This is a genomic window from Candidatus Zixiibacteriota bacterium, from assembly GCA_026397505.1.
Taxonomy (GTDB): domain Bacteria; phylum Zixibacteria; class MSB-5A5; order GN15; family PGXB01; genus JAPLUR01.
Genome location: JAPLUR010000115.1, coordinates 1 through 19,231, shown reverse-complemented (window position 1 = coordinate 19,231; position 19,231 = coordinate 1). Strand labels below are relative to the sequence as shown.

13 protein-coding genes and 4 tRNA genes are annotated in these 19,231 nt (G+C 49.1%); 11 read left to right on the top strand and 6 right to left on the bottom strand.

The window, feature by feature from the left end; all coding sequences use genetic code 11:
* Positions 1–305 precede the first annotated feature (305 nt).
* The 4 genes from NT002_11880 (at position 306) to hisS (ending at position 5,979) form a co-directional block, all read left to right on the top strand.
* On the top strand, positions 306–1,949 hold the full coding sequence (locus tag NT002_11880; GenBank protein MCX6829960.1) for an Ig-like domain-containing protein: 1,644 nt from the start codon (positions 306–308) through the stop codon (positions 1,947–1,949).
* 118 nt (positions 1,950–2,067) lie between these two features.
* Positions 2,068–4,062: a tetratricopeptide repeat protein gene (locus tag NT002_11875; protein ID MCX6829959.1), complete on the top strand. Its 1,995-nt coding sequence runs from the start codon at positions 2,068–2,070 to the stop codon at positions 4,060–4,062.
* A 328-nt stretch (positions 4,063–4,390) separates the two neighbouring features.
* Positions 4,391–4,465, top strand: a tRNA-His gene (locus tag NT002_11870).
* A gap of 77 nt (positions 4,466–4,542) precedes the next feature.
* The gene (gene hisS / locus NT002_11865; protein MCX6829958.1) at positions 4,543–5,979 is read left to right on the top strand and encodes a histidine--tRNA ligase; all 1,437 of its coding nucleotides are present in this window, start codon (positions 4,543–4,545) and stop codon (positions 5,977–5,979) included.
* A gap of 57 nt (positions 5,980–6,036) precedes the next feature.
* Here the strand turns inward: hisS and NT002_11860 are convergent, their stop codons facing one another.
* Positions 6,037–6,603, bottom strand: a complete 567-nt coding sequence (locus tag NT002_11860) for a flavodoxin family protein (protein ID MCX6829957.1) — start codon at positions 6,601–6,603, stop codon at positions 6,037–6,039.
* Positions 6,604–7,064: 461 nt separating this feature from the next.
* On the opposite strand from NT002_11860, the gene NT002_11855 reads away from it, so the two are divergent.
* The 7 genes from NT002_11855 (at position 7,065) to NT002_11825 (ending at position 12,360) form a co-directional block, all read left to right on the top strand.
* On the top strand, positions 7,065–7,751 hold the full coding sequence (locus NT002_11855; GenBank protein ID MCX6829956.1) for a hypothetical protein: 687 nt from the start codon (positions 7,065–7,067) through the stop codon (positions 7,749–7,751).
* Between the two features lie 64 nt (positions 7,752–7,815).
* Positions 7,816–9,306, top strand: a complete 1,491-nt coding sequence (locus NT002_11850; GenBank protein MCX6829955.1) for a hypothetical protein — start codon at positions 7,816–7,818, stop codon at positions 9,304–9,306.
* A 211-nt stretch (positions 9,307–9,517) separates the two neighbouring features.
* Complete coding sequence (locus NT002_11845; protein MCX6829954.1) at positions 9,518–10,705, top strand: pyridoxal phosphate-dependent aminotransferase; 1,188 nt, start codon at positions 9,518–9,520, stop codon at positions 10,703–10,705.
* Positions 10,706–10,725: 20 nt separating this feature from the next.
* Positions 10,726–11,703: an ROK family protein gene (locus NT002_11840; GenBank protein ID MCX6829953.1), complete on the top strand. Its 978-nt coding sequence runs from the start codon at positions 10,726–10,728 to the stop codon at positions 11,701–11,703.
* Between the two features lie 14 nt (positions 11,704–11,717).
* Positions 11,718–12,089, top strand: coding sequence for a hypothetical protein (locus NT002_11835; GenBank protein MCX6829952.1), 372 nt, complete (start codon positions 11,718–11,720; stop codon positions 12,087–12,089).
* A gap of 56 nt (positions 12,090–12,145) precedes the next feature.
* Positions 12,146–12,218, top strand: a tRNA-Phe gene (locus tag NT002_11830).
* A 69-nt stretch (positions 12,219–12,287) separates the two neighbouring features.
* A tRNA-Thr gene (locus tag NT002_11825) sits at positions 12,288–12,360 on the top strand.
* Between the two features lie 130 nt (positions 12,361–12,490).
* Here NT002_11825 and NT002_11820 read toward each other — a convergent pair.
* The 5 genes from NT002_11820 to NT002_11800 form a co-directional block, all read right to left on the bottom strand.
* Positions 12,491–13,321, bottom strand: coding sequence for a GNAT family N-acetyltransferase (locus NT002_11820; GenBank protein MCX6829951.1), 831 nt, complete (start codon positions 13,319–13,321; stop codon positions 12,491–12,493).
* A 78-nt stretch (positions 13,322–13,399) separates the two neighbouring features.
* Positions 13,400–15,646: a thrombospondin type 3 repeat-containing protein gene (locus NT002_11815; protein MCX6829950.1), complete on the bottom strand. Its 2,247-nt coding sequence runs from the start codon at positions 15,644–15,646 to the stop codon at positions 13,400–13,402.
* Positions 15,647–16,317: 671 nt separating this feature from the next.
* On the bottom strand, positions 16,318–17,274 hold the full coding sequence (locus NT002_11810; protein ID MCX6829949.1) for a hypothetical protein: 957 nt from the start codon (positions 17,272–17,274) through the stop codon (positions 16,318–16,320).
* A 355-nt stretch (positions 17,275–17,629) separates the two neighbouring features.
* Positions 17,630–17,715: transfer RNA gene (locus NT002_11805), tRNA-Leu, on the bottom strand.
* Positions 17,716–18,473: 758 nt separating this feature from the next.
* Positions 18,474–19,118, bottom strand: coding sequence for a tetratricopeptide repeat protein (locus NT002_11800; GenBank protein ID MCX6829948.1), 645 nt, complete (start codon positions 19,116–19,118; stop codon positions 18,474–18,476).
* Positions 19,119–19,231 lie beyond the last annotated feature (113 nt).

Sequence of the window (19,231 nt, the reverse complement as noted above, 5' to 3'; positions counted from 1 at the left end):
ACTTCCGAAAGCGCAAAGACTATGTTTCTCCTGCTAAAATCTAACTCGTTATACGACATTAGGTGTCTCCTTTTGAATCAGCTTGTAAATCTTAAGGATACACCTCTTGTCGTTTTTACACACTTATAAAGATATTACCACCCGCTCCGGTGAGAGAAAATAGTTGTTGACAGAATATAGTATTTCGTCTATATTTCAGGTGTAAGGAATGGCTCATCTTCTTCCCTCGATGAGCAGACTTTCAGAAAGTATTACCGCCATGCTTTTTGATGATTTCAAGACTGTCAAAGATGGGAGGTACCAAAATGGTCAGAAGACTTCTAAGGCAAGCATTCCTCATCACGGCCAGCCTGATTCTGGCTGCCGGTAATTATCTTTACGCCGGTGAAAGCGGGGCCGGCACCCAATCACCCGAATGGGCGACTATCCGCACCGCCTGCAACCGGATCATCCTCAACAATGCCGGGAATATCGGCCATCAGGGAAATGAAGGCCAGGGCGGGTTCAATCTCAATTTCTTTGACGATTGTGACACGACCGACAATGTCGTAGGCGCTGATGACAACGCCGCCATCTATCTTTATGATGCCAGTCCCTTTCTGCTCCGTGTCAAGGGAAATAACCCCGGCGACACTATCCTGAACTCTTATATCTTTGACGCCGATTGGCAAAACCGGGGCGGTTTTCTGCCGACCTCGCCTATGGTAGTAGATTCGAGCAATCCCGATTTCCAATATGTCTTCACCGGCCGTTTTATCACGCCTGATTCGGCAATTGGCGTGGAATGCGAGTACTGGATGCCGCTTCACCCCGATACCTGCGGAATGCTTATTCAGAGAATGAAAATTGTGAACCGGAAAGCGGCCGCAATCAATAACCTGATGGTTGGCGAGCTGATGGACTGGAATATTCCATCCGATTCGGGAGTGGAAAACGGCTCCGATTATGACGCCACACGACAATTGATGTGGTGTTATGGTGGTGAGTATGGCCCTGATAGCATCGTTAACAACGACTGTGTGCCTGCCGACTATCGCGCCGGCGGTTTTGCCTATCTCAATGGCTACAAACTGCCGGCCTATGGCTCTTCCGACCGATTTGGCTTTATCACCGGCATGTTTACCGGAATGAACGCCGACTGGATTGCCCCGACCGGCAACTGGATTCCGCAGCAGTTGTACAACAAGCTGAATACTTACAGTGGTTTTCAGTACTGGCAGTCAACCAATCCGACCATGGAAGATTCGCTGTATCAGGACCTGAGCCTGGTGGCATACTTCGGCAAGAAGAACCTGGGCGTGAATGATACACTGGTATTCATCAAAGTTCTTGCTCCCGAGTATAATGGCGGTTCCGCGGCTCTGAAGATCACTGTCGACAAGGCCAAGAAGTGGTGGAAGAACCGATTCAACAATGCTCCGGTTGTACTTGATCCGGGCATAAAAACCGGTGACCCCAACCAGCTTCTGACCTTTACGGTTTCCAGCTTTGATCTTGACGGCGATCCTATCACTTTAACTGCAACCGGCTTGCCGGGGAGTTCGACGTTCACCGATAATGGTAACGGCAGCGGGACTTTCAACTGGATACCTCTTGCTGGCGGAAATTACACTTTTACGGTGAACGCCGATGACGGCCAGGCGATTGGATCGCGGGTGATACAAATTATTGTTTTCAACTCCACCTGCTGCGTGAGAGTAGGCGATGCCAACCATAATAATATCGTCAATATTCAGGATGTAACTTATCTCATTAATTTCCTGTACAAGCACGGTCCTATGCCTCCCTGCCGGAGTGGTACATCAATGTATCCCGAAGCAGATGCGAATTGTAATTGTGTCGTGAATGTGCAGGATGTCACCTGTATGATTAATATACTATACCATTCAGGTATGTTCTGTCCATCATGCACCTGTCAGGAGTGGGAACAGAAATGCCTTGGTAATTGATTTGATTGGCATCCGGTTGGAGACTTTCGGTCGAGGATGGTGGGTCAAAAGGGACGATTTTTGCGGGCGGCCAGGATGGGCGCCTGTCGTTTGAATGCCCGCACCAGCAAATCCAATTTTGGTTGAAGCCGCGGATATTTTTCGTTATCTTGTCATGATGATGAACGATGACAAGGTAAGAACGAGCGATCTGCCACTGATATTGCCCTCCCTTGTATTGGCAGGGCTCTTTATAGTCACGGGACTGCTGCCGATTGATCGGTTCTGGGGTTTCAATCATCTTCGCTATTTTCCCGCTTATGTCGCCGGCATATTTGCCTTTCTTATTCTGATGTCGCTTATTCCGGGCGTATCAAGGGCTATTTACAAAGCGTTTCGGGCTCTTGCGAAGAATTTTCTGGCATTGCCCCGGTTTCTGCAGATATTTATTGTAGCGGCAGTCTCGCTGGCCGCATTTTATCTATTCCGGGTGCATGTGCATGCTCTTGGTGACGGTTACGACCGTATTTACAAAATTGAGCGACAATACTATTTCTATTATTCCGAACCGCTGGATTTCCTGCTTCATGCTATCTTGTACCGGGGACTGAATATCTTCAGAGTTTTTTCGGGTGAAACCACTTATGTGATTTATAGTGTCGCCTGCGGTATCGCCTTTGTTTTGACCATTTTCCTTTTTGACACATCGGGACTCTGCAGTGATGAACACGGGCCGCTCTTGAAATGGCTCTTTATCAGTTTGGGAGGTTTGCAGCTCTTTTTCGGGTATGTGGAATCATATACTTTGTTCTATCCGGCCATCCTGCTCCATTCACTTTTTGCGGCCCGATTATTAATGACAGGCAAGGGTGTCATAGCAACCTCGCTTCTCTATATTCTGGGCCTCTCGGCGCATCTGACCGCAATTTTTTTTCTACCGGCGTACTTGTTTATGGCCTATGCGGTATACAAATCCGATAAGCCTCTCTCCAGACTGGTACGATATTTCCCGGTCATAGCGCTGGTGGCAATATCGGCATTACTGGCCCCTCTCGAGATCTGGACCAAGATTGAATATGGGAGATATATCACCGGTTTCCGTGATAATTTCCTGCCTCTTTTTTCTTTGTCGCAATATTCAATTTTCTCCCCGGAGCATCTTTTTGACTTTCTCAACCAGATACTTCTGGTGGCCCCATTTTCATTGATTCTGTTGATTCAACTTCTTTTTGTCCGGCCGCGATATCATTTAGAACGGAAGTACAGAAATTTCCTGATGGTATTGCTGGCCTCGGCGGTTCTATTCCTTTTGGTGGTCGACCCCAAACTGGGGTACGCGCGTGACTGGGATCTCTTTGCCTTGCCGGCGGCGGTCGTGGGAGCAGTGGTGATTCTGGTTTATCTGGCAAAGATGCCCTTGCACAGACTTGGTCCTCAAGCGAGACTGATAGTCGGCTTCTTACCACTTCTGTTTCTGTCGATCTGGATCTTGACCAACGCTTCGGAGAAGCGGCAATTGCTGCGGGCCGAAAACCTCCTGAGTCTAAGCGACCGAAGCCGAGGATATGGCACCGAGCTCCTCGCCTACTATTATCATAATCGCGCTCATGATGATGAAAAAGCCCTGCAGCTTTTGAAAGGAATTACCGGACTGGCCAAGAATGCACGGGTCTATGGCGGAATTGCGCAAATAGAGTTGGATATGGGTCAGCCTAATGACGCTCTTAATTCCGCCCTCGAGGGAATGAAAGTTGACAGCAGCAGCCCGATTCTGCCGTTTTTCGCTGCGACGGCTTTAAGCCAGATGGGAAATAGCCGCGCGGCTGTTCCCTATTATAGGAAGGCCTCGGAATTGGAACCAAGAAATCCCAGAAATCTCTTTCTCTTGGGGCAGGCTTATTATGAGGTTGATTCTGCAGAGGCGGCGATAAAGGCTTTTAAAGGAGTCATTGCTCTCGAACCCGGTTCGGCGGCAGCGCATTTCAGTGTCGGTCAGTCATATCTGTCGATGGGGAATTATGATTCCGCTTTTGTTTACATTCAGAACGGTCTGCGACTTAAACCCGATGACACTCAGGGGTGGGAATTGATGGATATGATCAAAAGACGGAATGCGGGACGCCGGACTAATTGATGTCGAGTAGCTGCTGCCTATTTAGGCCGACATGCCTGATCCGTCCCATGTATTGACATTTATCTTAAGATTTCATATCTTATTATAATATAATAACATAATTATAATAATATAATCTTCTTCTTTAGGTCATATCGTCTCAGACAAAGGGAGATTCGTTGATGAAATGGCCGCCGACCCATCACAGAATCATCGAAAGCTATCGGTATTTTACTGATGCCTGCAAGGCTTCAGCCGAATAATCCTGTGGGATAAGAGGCAATAAGTTCCGATATCTTAAATATCTTGACTTTGAGACGACTTGGGATTAAAATGTCGTCCGAAAGATGCTGGGGTAGCTCAGTTGGTATAGAGCGCCTGACTGTGGATCAGGAGGTCGGGAGTTCGACCCTCCCCCCCAGTATTATTCTTTTGAGCCAAGAAATCTCTTTCCTAATCTTCAAAAAGCCGTAAATTCTTGAATTAAAATTTGGAATTGCTATGACAGACAAGAAATCATATCACAAGGTTTCGCCCAAAGTGCTCAAAGGGTTTCGGGATTACCCGCCTGATGAAGAAATCGCCCGGCAGATACTGATCGAGAAGACCAGAGAGGTTTATGAGAGGCATGGATTCCTGCCCCTTCAGACCCCGGCGCTCGAATTTGCCGAGACCCTGCTTGGTGGCGATTACACGACTGACAACCTGAAAGAGCTTTTTGGATTCCACGGCCCCGATGAGGTCGATATGGCGCTGAGGTATGAATTCACTGTTTCGCTGGCGCGATATATTGCAGGGAATCCGGAGCTTCCTCTCCCCTTCCGGCGGTATCAGTACGGCCCAGTCTGGCGGGTAGATAAGCCGGGGCCGGGGCGATACCGCGAATTTATGCAGTGCGATTTCGATATTGTGGGAACCTCCTCGATGCTGGCCGACGCCGAGGTTATTGCGGTGATGGTGGAGGTGATGGATAATCTTGGCATAAAGAATTTCATGGTGCGGTACTCCAACCGCAAATTAATAAATGGCCTTTCTTCCTTTGCTGGCATTCCATCCGAGATGACCACCGATGTTTTCCGGGTGATTGATAAGCTTGAGAAGCAGGGGAAAGATGCGGTCCTGATGGAACTCGGCCCCGGCCGAATCGACAAATCGGGCGACAAGATTCCCGGGCTGAATTTATCCGACCGCCAGATAAGGCTTCTTTCCGATTTTCTCAATATCGCCTTGAGCAAGAGCGGCGATAAGCTGGCGGAGATTGAAAAGCTACTGGGGAATATTGAAATCTCGCGGCAGGGGATTGAAGAGCTTCGCGAAGTACAGGGATATTTGACGAGAATGATTCCGATGCCTGAGAAAACAATGATTGATATCACGATCGTCCGCGGTCTGGGGTATTACACCGGGCCGGTGTATGAAACGACGTTGCTTGACCTTCCGGAGTATGGTTCGATGTATTCCGGGGGAAGATACGACAATCTGATTGAACGGTTTTCGAACAAATCAGTGCCGGCGACGGGGTCATCGTTTGGAGTTGACCGAATGCTGGCGGCGCTGATTGAACTGAAAGCGATCGAGTTGAAACGGGCTACCTCGGAAGTACTGGTGACGGCCATGGATAAAGATCGGATCAATGATTATTTAGAAATCGTGAATGAGATCCGCCGGGCGGGAATTAATGCCGAGTTGTTCCTGGGCGAGACCAAAAACCTCAACAAGCAGTTGAAATATGGCGATCGGGTGGGGATACCGATAGCGGTTATTGCCGGTTCGGATGAATTTGAAAATGGCACAATCACTGTGAAAGATCTTCGCGCCGGCCCCGATGTTGCCAAAGGTCTTTCCGACCGTGAGGAATGGCTCAAGGCGGAGAATATTCAAACGACAATCAAGCGCGCTGAGCTTATATCTTACTTGAAAAAGCTTCTCAGCAAATAGGGCTATTCACAATCATAAACAAATAGTCAGGAGTGTAAAACGCTCGGTATGGATTGTCTATTTACATAGCTGCTGGCCGAGTTTGTAGGCTTTCTCCATTAGAAGCGGCTGGTTGCGAATTTCCCCCGCATTCAAGGCAGTGCCGTATACGATTCCGACGATTTCGGCCTTGATATAGCGGAATATATACTGGAAAGTGTGAATGGCATTAATACCGCCTGAGGTGTATGGGTCAGTATCGCCATAGGCCAGTACGATGCCGATCTTTTTTCCTTTTAGGGCGTTCCCCTGTGGGCTTTCGAGGGCATACCAGCGATCGATACAGAGCTTTGCCTGTGCACTTATGGTGAACCAATAGACGGGACTGGCGATTACGATGGCATCGGCGGCCCGAAGTTTGGGATAAAGAATCTGCATATCGTCATCAATGATGCACTCATCAGTCTTGTCTCCGTGACAAATATCGCAGGCATCGCAGGGCCGGATATTCATCTTGTGAAGATCGAAGCTTTCCACCTCGGCTCCGGCCTCTCGCGCCCCGGCCGCGACCTGATCGGCCAGGATGGAACTGTTCCCCTTTTCGCGGGGACTACCTTTAAGAATCAAAATCTGTTTACTACTCATAAATTTCTTTCTCGTTCAGGTTATTTATATTTTTGAAGTCACTTCTCAGCGGTTTTCTGACCCAAACTGCCATGACTGTTCTCGTCGCTACTTTGTTTCATGAATTCGAGCATAGAACATTTTAATTTAAGGCATGTATCTATGATTTGACAAGTCATTTTCGATTAAAACCAAGCGCCGATTGGAAGGAATGTCAAGAGGCCAAAGAGCTTTAGCGTCGCCCTTACAAAATAGAAATTGCGGGCAATTGAAATGCGGCAGGTCACTATCCCGCCCGAAGGGCGGTATCAGGACCTGCCGCAACGATTCATGTTCGCAAGAATTGCTGATCTGTCGGGGCTTCTACTGGAGTGGCGCCGGGGCCGATGTGGACATCGGCCGCCCACAGTGCCAGCAGTCAACACACCTTGTGGAAATTTCCCCTATTCTTCCGATAATAGAAATATGGAAAGGAATGCGGTATGAACGGAATTATTACCATATTCGAACCCGAATTTGAGGCGCTCAAAGATTATTCCCTGGTGGAAGAAATACAGAAACTGGCGCACCGGAAATATTTTTCGGGCCGTCTTAACGAACAGCAGGTGGTTTTCACGCTGGTCGAAAACGATCCGCTCAATCTGGCTATCGCCGCGCAAATAATGATCGATCATTATAAGGTCAAAAGAATCCTTTTCACCTGCCAGGCGGTTCCGCTGGTGCCATATATAAAGACCGGCGATATAATCGTAGCCAAATATCTGGTGCAGGCGGTTGCGGCCGATAAGAGGTCGGCGCCGATGCTGGAGGCCGATGACCTTCTCCTGAATACAATCCGAACGGTTTGCGATACTCATACCGAGGATCGACCGCCACATATCTTTGGGACTATCCTACACCCCGGATATCTTGAGGAGGATACCGCCCGCATAAGAATCCTTCAGCAGGAATACGGCGCACTGGGGATTGATGCCAGCGGCACGGCGATTGCCCATACCTGTGTCCGCAACGATATTCCGTTCGCGGCGCTTGAAATTGCCGTCGAAGATGCTGATTCCGGAACTGCCGGAATCAAGGAGAAAATCGATCGAGCCTGCAAAGAAGTGTTTGAAATCAAAGGGATGGCGCTGGTGGAACTGACTGTGGCGGCAATCACCGCCAATATATAAACATATTTCCATTGACGAAACCTCTCTCCCGCTGTTTATTTCCCGGAATTTCGAAACTGGAAAGATGATGATCAAGAATTTCTTCTTCGCCGGATTAATCGTATTGATGGCTTCAAATCCCGGATGGAGCCTGGGTAAAAGCCGGTCGATTTTTGAATACAGGACGGAAAACTCCAAACGCACTTATCTGTTCTTCCTTCAGGGGAAGCCGCTGGGGCAGCTTGAATCTGTGTTCGAAGGATTGGGCCGCCTCGAAGACGCCAGAGGCTACCGGTTTGCCGATAATCTCAGTCTGGATTTCACACCTCTTGGTACGGCCTATAAAATTCAGATGGCCAATAAATTCCTGGTTAATGATAAAGGGGGTTATCTTGGGAATGAGACAGAATTGCAGGTCAGCGGCCAGTCACAGACAATTTTGCTGACACATCAGGATAGCAGACTTAAAGGATATATCGACAGGGGCGGGGTTCGACAAACCATAGATACGACCCTGGTTTCGGGCATCTTTGCCGCCGACAACTATATGATCGACCAGTATGAGTTATTGCTGGCATTCAAGGATTTGAAAATCGGCGACACTATCCGTGATTCGATATATATTCCGCAATCGTTGACAACCGCCCCAATCCGGTTCATTGTGGAAGGATTCAATGCCGTCACTTATGGCCGCAACCGCGATTCGGCTTTCACCTGTCATTTCCTCGAACCATTGGACCAGACTGCCTATTTCACAAGAGATAAAAAGATAGTGAGACTGGTTCAGCCGACTCAAAACATGGAAGTGCTTCTTTCGGAGAATCCGCTGGAAAAGCTGAAGCCTACCCCAAAAGCGATGACCATGGCCGACCTCCTTAAGATTACGCCTTTTTATCTTCTGTTCCTGTTAGCGGGGGCACTCCTGACCTTCCCTTTCTGGCGTAGAAATTTTAGGAAGCCGGAGTTATATATTTCCGTAATTCTTGGTGCGCTCACCTACCTGCTGGCCAGGCTCGCGCATGTACCAGTACAGGAGTGGTACACCAATACGGTGGTAATTCCGGGAATTCAAACGGGCGGGTCGCTATATTTATTCGCTATTTTCAACGCCCTTCTGACCGGTCTGGTGCTGGAAACATTCAAGATAATTCCGATAGCGATGATATTTTTCATCTGGAAAAAGAACTCTCTATCCGGGCTTTTGCTGGGGATATTCTGCTGCGTCGGTTTCGGTATTTTTGAATCGGCGGCGATTATCGGGGCAACATTCCAGACCGGCAACATGCCGATTTTCTCCTGGGGAGTATTTGAGCGGATCATCGGCATTCTATTCAATGTCACGGTCGGGGCCGCTCTGGGATTTGGGTTAAGCCGAAATATAACGGCTCTCTTCCGCGCCTGGCTGGGAATGATTCTGGTTCATACTCTGTCAAGTTATCTTATTGTTCTGGTGCAGCGGAAGGTGATTGATTTTGCCATTTTTGAGATTTTGACGGCCCTGATATATCTTCTGGCTCTACTTGTCGTTTATCTCATAATCAAGAAATATTCCGTGCAACCGAAGAGTCACCATTAATCGGATTGGCGGAGAGATACGGATTCCCTTTAAGCGGGGCAAAATTGAATTTGACTTTGGGATTTGAAATAGTTATTTTTATCACAAACTTTTCCGGCACCAGCCTGCAAGTTAACAGCTTACAGGCCGAGGTCGTTATAGGAACAAAGTCAACAATCGTTTCCGAGGATCAATCAATCGGTTGAACGGCAGCGAGGTAGAAATGACAGGAATGACGATTTCCAAACGCGGTCAATCTGTTCCGGCATCGCCGATCCGGAAGCTTATTCCTCTGGCGGATGAAGCCAAGAAAAAGGGGATAAAGATATACCACTTGAATATCGGCCAGCCGGATATTGAGACTCCTCCGGTGTTCTGGCAGGCGGTGAGGGGCTACGCCAATAAGGTTCTGGCCTACGGCAACTCTCAGGGGATGGCCGACTATCTGGAAAAGCTGGCCGGGTACTATCGGAAACTGGGGCTGGAGGTCAATTCTGACGACATAATTGTCACGACCGGCGGTTCCGAGGCGATTATTTTTGCGATGACTATTATCTGCGAACCGGGTGATGAAATTCTTGTTTTTGAGCCTTTTTACACCAATTATAATGGTTTCGCGGTTCAGGCGGGAATCAACCTTGCCCCGCTCACGACGACCGCGGAGGAGGGTTTTCATCTTCCCTCGGAAAATGCAATAGAGAAGGCGATCACAAAGCGGACCAGAGGAATCCTGTATTGCAATCCCAACAATCCGACCGGGACTATCTATACTTCCGAGGAACTGGAATGTCTCAGGAAGCTGGTTATAAAGCATGATCTGTTCCTGCTGGCGGATGAAGTATATCGCGAATTTATTTATGAGGGCCGGCATATCAGCGTGATGTCGCTGCCGGGGATCAGTGATCGAGCGATTATGCTTGATTCGATAAGCAAGAGATTTTCGGCCTGCGGGGCCCGGGTGGGAAATCTGGTGACCAAAAATCGCGATATCTATCGTTCGGCGCTCTGCCTGGGTCAGGCGCGGCTATGCTCTCCCACTTTGGAGCAGGTGGGGGCGGCCGCCGCTTATGATTTGGGACCGGATTATTTCGCCGAGATGATCGGGGAATATCGCCGCCGCCGTGACGTTGTCTATGAAGGATTGATGAAGATACTCGGAACGGTCTGTATCAATCCCGGCGGTGCCTTTTATGTTATGGCCAAATTACCGATCAATGATGCCGAGAAGTTCGCTTCATTCCTCCTGACCGATTTCAGCCATAATGGACGGACCGTTATGGTTGCGCCGGGACCCGGATTCTATGCTACGCCGGGTAAGGGTCAGAGCGAATGCCGCATCGCTTATGTTCTAAAAACCGACGACCTTAAGGATGCCATGGACCTTCTGAAACGGGGCGTCGAGGCATACAACTCAAAATAGAGATTTCAGGCACCCGTGTTATGAAAAATCTTGAACACTATGCCGGTATAGATATCGGCGGTTCCAACATCAAGTATGGGCTGTTTGATTCGACCGGGAAAATAATATTTCGTGAACAGCGCCCGGCCCTGGTGGAAAAAGGGGCCACGCCGCTGCTTCACCTTATCACCAACATCGGTGAAAACCTTCTTCTTCACGCCGCCGAGGAGGAATTGCATATCAACTGGCTGGGGGTCGGTTCCCCCGGCACTATCGACAATACGAGCGGTGTGGTCAAGGGGAAATGTCCCAACATATCGGACTGGAGGGGCACCGAAATAGCGTCTCATCTCAAGGAACATCTCAACCTGCCGGTTTTTGTCGACAATGATGCCAATGCCATGGCTCTGGCCGAACTCCGTTTCGGGGCCGCTCAGCGCTTCAATTCCGTTCTCTGTATCACGGTTGGAACCGGCATCGGCGGCGGGATTATCATAAATAAATCTTTGTGGCGCGGCAGTAGTTTTTCTGCGGGCGAAGTGGGGCATATAATCGTAAAATATGATGGTAAAGAGTGCCGTTGCGGAAACCAGGGCTGCCTTGAGGCTTATTGCTCTTCTCAGGCAATATTGGAAAGAACGCGGGACAAGATGAAAAATGGTCTGAGTCCGATATTCGAAGAGGTTCTCGGCGGGGATATTCAGAATTTGAATATTAAGAAGCTATTTATGGCGGCCAAGAAAGGTGATGAAACGGCCCTGGCGGTAATAGAGGAAACGGCGACTATCCTGGGAGCCGGCCTTTCCGGGGTAGTCAACCTTCTGAACCCGGACGCGCTCATATTCGGCGGCGGGATAATCGATGGCGGCGCGGGGTTTATCGAAGCGGCCGGAGCCGAGATTCGGCGGAGGGCGTTCTCCAGCGCTACGGAGAGTCTGAGGATTCTCAAGGCCGAACTAGGGAATGATGCCGGTTTTATCGGCGCCGGTTTATTAGGCGAATACAGGTCAAAGAGATGAGTGAGGAAATCGTTATGGCTAAGGAGAAGGATAATATTCCGTTGGGGATTAAGGCGCTTGGCTGGTATGGAATTGTCTTTGGCTACATGTACATACTGGTCTCGGTTGTAAGCATAATTTTATCTATTTTAGACCGCAGCTACAAGGATATTGACAAGAATCTTATTTTAGGCATTGGAGGGGTCCCGATACTGGTTTTCAGTCTGGGATTCAAGAAACTCCAGAAATGGGGCTGGATCGGATATACAATCATTATTGCCGCTGTTGTCATTCTGGCAACGTTTACCTACAAAGATGTCTATGGGATTGTGATCGGGATTTTATCTTTAATTGTGCTGGCGTTACTGCTTCTGCCCTCGGTTCGACGTCACTATTTCTCCACCTAAAAAAGGATTGACATCTGCCGAAAATAGGATAGATTGGCAAGAGTTTGTTGATATTTGGCGCCCTAGCTCAGTTGGTAGAGCAACGGACTGAAAATCCGTGTGTCCACGGTTCAATTCCGCGGGGCGCCATTTTTATTGGGTGAATATTTCTGTTGAAATTTTTGCCGATATAGATAAATTGAGGGACGAGAATATCAGGCCACGGTAGCTCAGCTGGTAGAGCAGCTGATTCGTAATCAGCAGGTCAGCGGTTCGATCCCGCTCCGTGGCTCTTTCTTTCTGTAAATAGGGGGGTATTTAGCATCGCAGCCTGAGAACATTTACGGATGAGTTTCATAAATGAAACCTCTACAAATGGGACACAAATTTCGTGTGAAATTTAAGGGCGTTTGCAATCCGCCCTATCCTTTTTCGGGAGACATAATGGCGAAAATTTTCTCTTCGTACTCTCGGCGTACGCCGAGATACATTCTCAATGACGGCTCCGAATATATAAAACCATGCTTTCGATAGAGAGCGACGGCCTCACGATTTAATTCAGGCAGGCCGACGGCAATTGAGTTCTGGCTGTATTTCCTGATTATCGGCACCAGGAGCGATTCCGCTGTTTCGCAATCATCGGCGACAAAGGGGCCAATGGCAACGACGTTCCCGGCGCGAGGTTTCACGATAGCATACCTCGTAACCCTGTCAATGCTGGCCACAAATACGGATTCAAAAAAATCTTCAAAGAACCGGCGAATCATTTTTTCCCTGTTCAGGCCGGTTCTCAGGCGATCATAGGCGACGACATCATCGACAGTCGCCGGCAGAGGCGAAATAGCCTCTCCCCTGCTTTCTGAAGATGGACGATAGAGACGGAGGGAAAGATATTTGTCGCGGAATCCCAGCTTTCGATAAAGAGGCACGGCCGGAAAGACGCCATCAAGCTCAATGCATTTTACGCCCCTGGTGCGGAGATACTCGATGGCATGCATCATCAGTGAAGCACCGATACCATCTTTCCTTTTTTCATGCTTCACAATCAGGTTGCCGAGAAAGCCCCAATCATCATAGGAGGTTGAGGTAATAATCCCCACCGCTTCATGCGTATCGCAGGCGACAAAGCAGCCGTTCGGCTCAAAAGCCAATAGACGCTGAAGGTCGGCCGGAAGATGTCCCCACTTTTCATGGGCGGAAAGTTCGACTGCAAAGGCGATGTCGGCTTCGGACATGATTCTTATGTTTATCAAATATCGCCTCCTTATAAAAAGGGTCGGCAATCATCATGCCGACCCTTTTCTCAGTGACTCATTGCTATCTTACATGTTTCAAGGACAATGCGGCGCCGGACCTCCCTTATACAGGAAGTTGATAAGATATGTAATATCCTGGATGTTTGTAACGCCGCTGTTGTTGACATCTCCGGACTGAAGCGGATTGGGCGCCGGCCCTCCCTTATACAGGAAGTTAATCAGGCCGGTAATATCCTGAATGTTAACCAACCCACTACGGTTAACATCGCCGCAGATCCAATCGCAGGCATCGCCAACGTTGTTGCCGTTGGTATCCTCCTGGCCCGGATTGGCAACATTCGGGCAGTTGTCGCAGGCATCGCCGACATGGTCGCCATCCGTATCAGTCTGGGCCGGATTGGCAATAGCGGGGCAATTGTCGCAGGCGTCGCCCACTCCATCAGCGTCGGCGTCGACCTGGGTTGGGTTGGCAATGGCCGGACAGTTATCGCAGGCATCGCCCTTGCCGTCACTATCGGTATCGGTCTGATCCGGGTTGGCAATGGCCGGGCAATTGTCCTGGAAATCAGGCACACCGTCGGCATCAGCGTCGGGATAAGGATATACCTGATGTGTGATCAGGCGCAGGTGAATATCGCCCCCGCCTCCAGGGACATAATACTCATAAATAATCTTTGCGGCATATCCATCCGATTCGGCAATATTGTCGGCCCGATAGTCGGAAACGACAGAATCGCCGAACAGGCTGATAGACTGGGGAGTTGCCCAGGTCAAACCGGCATCCTCCGTTAAAGTGGCATAGAGGATATAGTCTCTGATGAAAGTGCATAAGAATGACAGGCCGGAAATATGGCGGATTTGCGGATACCGCTCGGCATCAGCCGTGGCTTCAATTACACTGGTTTCCAGATCGGCCAGACTGCCGGTGGGGGAATGCCAGCAAATGATGTCTTTATCATCCGGATCAGCTTCATTCCAGTTCTCGGTGACAATCAGGACATTGTTATTGTAGGCGGCAACCACCGGATACTGAGTCTCAGAGGAGTCATCCATAATAAATGTATATCCGCCCGAGAAAATAGTATCTTCGAAATCATCGAAGCGATCCTGACGCCCGAACAGTTTCCAGGTAGCGATGCTGGGATCCAACCAGTCATAGACAGTATATGTCTTGGCGGTGGCATGGTCGATTTCACAAGTAGTTGTATTGCAGCCATCAAGACCATTATACCAGCTGATGTTGGCATAGCCGTCCGCACTGGTTTGATAGAAAATATGGGGCGCATTGACCATAGCAGGATTCGTATAGGTAGTGCTGTGGACCATTGACTGGAAGCCCCACATCCAATCGGCCTGACTGTTATCGCAGGCAATATCAATCATTTTCATATCGTGCCAGCCATAGCTGCTCCAATCCCAGTAGCTTCCTTCGGTAGCGCTCACGTTACCAGCGTTCCACATGCTCACGAGATAATTCGGGGCGCCGTTGTAGAAAGCATGAGGGGGAACGACGGTTCCAAAAAAGGTAGTATCCTTCCCCCAGTAGGCAAAGGCAGGGTATGTGGCGGCACCGCCGGAGAAATTCCAGTATACGGCATTGGACCAGGTGGTGCCATTATCGATGGAGCCCATCCAAAAAACCGATGAGTCGTACTCATCATATTCATGGGCCAGCGCCAGCATCCCTTTGTTGTTATCGGCCAGCGCGGGATGGATGGCCAGAGTATCGATGGGGGGACGGGCCACCACGACCAGGTCGTAGGTCCCCGACTGACCGCCATAACCATCAACCACGATGTAATAAGTGTTTCCGGCAAGTACCGGCAGGTCATAGATACCGGCCCGGAACTTATTGGAGCAGCTATCGGAATACTGGCTGCAGGCGACGGTAGTGTTGGTATCGTTCTCAAAAATAAATATCTTGGTGATATATGAGGCGATGCAGGTGCTGATATTCAGTCTCTGACCAGAAGTGGGCTGGTAGGAGTAAACCACATCCGGAGAGTTGGAAAGGTTACTGCATCTGCGATCGTAATCATTGGTATAACCTACGGTTGTGCCCGAAGCGGTATAAGGAAGCGATCCGATGACGGTCGCCGTTTCGATAGTTTCTCCCCCCTGGCTTCCCTGCTCAACGGCCTTAGCAACCGGCCGTGTCGGCCAGGAAAAGGATTGACCTCTAAGCGTCAGAGTTTGAGCCTTCTGCTCCATCCGGTTGACCGTGATAGAATTTCCCGGGGTCCCTCCCTCGACCACGGCAAAAGCAAAAAGGATCAGCAGCGAGGCCATAGCTATCAAGGCAAAAAACCTGTGCTTTTCCATGTAACACCCTTTCTCAATGGATTTAATTCTTGCTATTTTCCCTCGAATCACCCGTCCGTTAGTCACGAAGGGGCGATATTCATTCGTCGGTTAAGACTTCATTACAGCCAAGGGGCGGCAGATTGCGTTAGCTAACAGATTTCTGGGTTCCGGTTTTCCTCCTCCTCCCGTCTCCGGGGCAAATAATTGCTCATAAATTATTATCGACAAATGGGACTGATTTGTTTCGTCTAAATGCTCCTCCTCGTGGAACAATCGGAAAAATTTTCCTGTCTGCCCGGGGCTTTTCATACACCTACACCTCCTGTGAGGACAACCAAAACCATGACATTTTGCTTTTCTTTTCGAGCGGCGAAGGATGGCAGATGGGATAAATATTCCGCCAGTAGTAATCATTTCCTGTTCTACAATAATATATAGATTATCGGCTTTTCTGTCAAGCAATAATCGATATGATTTGGATATTTTTGCAGCTTATTTGAAGGTGATTGCATTAAGAACGGAGAAATCAAAACACGCTTCCTGTCTTAGCATCGGCTTGTCTTTGCCCGGGCCTTTTTGCCGCCCTTGCCTTTCGGTCAAGCATTATCATACATGAACAGCGCGGTGTCGGGAGCGCCATGTAAGGGAAATCAATAAAATATCTAATGAGCCAAATATCTGTCAGACCATCACCAAGCAGGTTTTCGCCTGCGATATGTCCGTGCGGCGCATGCCGGAATCAGCGAGATGAGGATAATTAATCCATAGGGGGTAAGCGAAGATACCGGAACAGTCGTGACGCCGCCGCTAAATTCGAATAGAGTCAGGCCATATATACTCCACGCTCCGGTTCCCAGTTGCCGCCATTGGAACCAGTGGATATTTTGGTCCCAGGTATCATAGATTCCATATTGCATGGTAGCATCATCATAACCGATTCCGGTTACGAAATGGTCGGTGCCGCCGTTGCCATCGGTGTCAACCAACAGCACTACCGGCCGTCCGGCGTCGATTTCCCGCTTATAATCCGACCAAGGGAATTGACTGAATTGGTAACTGGTGGAAACCGGACCATAGGATAGATTTATATAACCGGCATACTCGGTGAAAGCTGGTTCGACATCATTGAACCAGCTCCAGCCAAAATAGTTATTCAGGCCGCTCCACGAAGTTCTCATAAAATCCGCAACACAATTGCTGGGATGAGCCCCACCGAGGCTGGATTTGTCCGGCTGGATGGGGTTGGGAGAGTAATCTATCGGGCAGGAATAGTCACGATAATGGTCGCCATAGGCGCTGTTACAAACGGCGCTGCCGTGATCGTCGGCAATCATGGCATTGACCTGCGGAGTTTGGGCGGATGCGTCACCCGACACCAGGTCGGGACAACCATGTCCATCCCAATAGCCGATGACCATTCCCAGCGCGGTGGGGCCGCAGCCGTGACGCCAGAGATAGGCCGGCACTCCGGGAATCACGACCTGAGCGGCGGACGCCGCACGATAGTTTCGAATTATTCCCGGCGGGGGTGTCGGGCCGGTGGTGCTCTGCTGGGCCAAAGCCGGTTCGGCCAGGTTCCCCGCCACTCCAACAAGAATCAGGATGAGGAAAACCGATAGTCTGACAAACCGATATGCCGCATTCATTCTGATACCTCCCAATGGTTTTTCCAGCATTTAATATTTGGACGCATACTTTGGAAGAAGAGGCTTCCAGAAATATATTAATTCAAACAAATAATTCAGAGGCATGAAACTCACCGAGCATCAATTGTTGAATGAAATATAGGCAAATGCGACTATCTGTCAATATCTTATTTATTTTGAAACCGATTCCTCGGAATGGCGATAAAATCGAAGGTGACATAAGGGGCATCAGTTAAAGAGACAACATCTTTAATTAGCATTAGCAGCGGGAATATAGATAAGAGTTTCTATTTTGTTCTTGATAAGTAAGAGGGGGGCAGCCGGGGTGGCTGTCCCCGTTTATTTTTATTAAAACTGCCGGAGGCCGGACTCGAACCGGCACGCACCTCACGATGCGAGGGATTTTAAGTCCCTGGTGTCTACCAATTCCACCACTCCGGCAATCAGTGCAACGGCAGGAAGTTACGCAGATTCGGATCGAAACGCAAGAGATTAAGAACCCCCGGTGTCCCCTGTTTTGTTATGCCTGAATTATATGCGTGTCAGCTTGTTCTCTCTCTTTGATCGTGGGTCACGAGTGACGGGCGGCATCGGACAGGTGGCCCATGAATGGCTGGTCGTCCGTCGGCTTGCAATATTGATTCAGAAAGGCAGGTGTTCAACCACCCGCCTTTTTTGTCTCCGGTTGTGTCGGCTTTGCAAATGTAATTGATTGTGGCACAATAGATGGAGTGCGCCGACAGCGATTCAGAGCGACCCGAAAAACAGATAAGATATGTCTGGTATGGGTTGATAAATTTGGACGGGGGGCCCATCATTCATGATGGGCTTGTTTCTTTACAATCAATTGTAATCATAACAGCGCCTCTGCCAGATTTGAAGTAAGGATAACTCCGAAAACACGAAAAAGTAATAAACCGGGCCGTCCCCAGATTATCGTAATGGCGCAGTCGCGGCATACGTCAATCTCATATACTCGTGATAGCAGTGTCAATCATAAATAAGTATTTGTGCAATCATAAACAATGATTTATCCAACCATGAATGGTGGGCCACCCGCCCGTTTACCGGCGTCGGCAGCTAGTTCTGGAGGCGTTCTATAAGGAGCATCCGGAGCGTTTCGTGCATGGGATGCCGTCACCGCCGGAATTGCCGACGGAGGTATGGATTAACAAGCCAAATGAGGAAAGAAAAGTAGCCTAAATGGTGAAAATATTTGTCTCATTCCTATTGACACAGCCCGAAGCGTTAAACCGATGGCCTAAAAACAAACGACAACACATACCTGCAGGTCTGAGTAACAAACTGCGAATGAGGTATCTTAGGGTACTACTCGCACTGATAGTGCTTGCAAGGGTCGGTGATACCAAATAATAGACTTGCACAAAGCGAGTTCCCAATTTCGACTTCAACAAAACATCATCTCTAAAAGTTTGAAGAGTCCTAACATCGGTACAATCCGTTGTGCCATAGGCAGCTGTCGCAATGAAACAGCCCGATTTCTTTGCTTTCAGGGTTTCAATCCTCTTCGCGCTATCCATCCCCATGTCGTCATCAAGGCCGCGTAGGCTTTTTACTGCCTCATAGCACTCTATAGCCAATTCCTTTTTTCCCCAAATTTCGTGTGCCATTCCCATGTAGTAATTGACCAGACTCTGCCTATCTCCTGATGTGAAGAGTTGGAGGGCTCTCTCATATTGCTCTATAGCTTTGCTGTATTGGAACATCATGGCATACAATCGCCCTCGCAGGAATGCGACTTTCGCGAGGCCCTCTTTATGGTCACCATACTTCTGATCGGGAAGATCCAGCTCTTTCTGGACTGCACCCCTGAGACTGGACACAAAAGGTTAGGAGGATTTGGCACGGATTGGTATTTTGATACGAGGAAAGGATGGTGCCATGAATCCGAAACGGAAGTTCAGTGTGGAGCTGAAACGGCAGGTGGTAGAGCAAC

Excerpts from the sequence above, each read along its gene's own strand:
- NT002_11880 (MCX6829960.1), top strand. The coding sequence starts at position 306 with ATGGTCAGAAGACTTCTAAGGCAAGCATTCCTCATCACGGCCAGCCTG.
- hisS (MCX6829958.1), top strand. The coding sequence starts at position 4,543 with ATGACAGACAAGAAATCATATCACAAGGTTTCGCCCAAAGTGCTCAAA.
- NT002_11860 (MCX6829957.1), bottom strand. The coding sequence starts at position 6,603 with ATGAGTAGTAAACAGATTTTGATTCTTAAAGGTAGTCCCCGCGAAAAG.
- NT002_11855 (MCX6829956.1), top strand. The coding sequence starts at position 7,065 with ATGAACGGAATTATTACCATATTCGAACCCGAATTTGAGGCGCTCAAA.
- NT002_11850 (MCX6829955.1), top strand. The coding sequence starts at position 7,816 with ATGATGATCAAGAATTTCTTCTTCGCCGGATTAATCGTATTGATGGCT.
- NT002_11845 (MCX6829954.1), top strand. The coding sequence starts at position 9,518 with ATGACGATTTCCAAACGCGGTCAATCTGTTCCGGCATCGCCGATCCGG.
- NT002_11840 (MCX6829953.1), top strand. The coding sequence starts at position 10,726 with ATGAAAAATCTTGAACACTATGCCGGTATAGATATCGGCGGTTCCAAC.
- NT002_11835 (MCX6829952.1), top strand. The coding sequence starts at position 11,718 with ATGGCTAAGGAGAAGGATAATATTCCGTTGGGGATTAAGGCGCTTGGC.
- NT002_11815 (MCX6829950.1), bottom strand. The coding sequence starts at position 15,646 with ATGGAAAAGCACAGGTTTTTTGCCTTGATAGCTATGGCCTCGCTGCTG.
- NT002_11810 (MCX6829949.1), bottom strand. The coding sequence starts at position 17,274 with ATGAATGCGGCATATCGGTTTGTCAGACTATCGGTTTTCCTCATCCTG.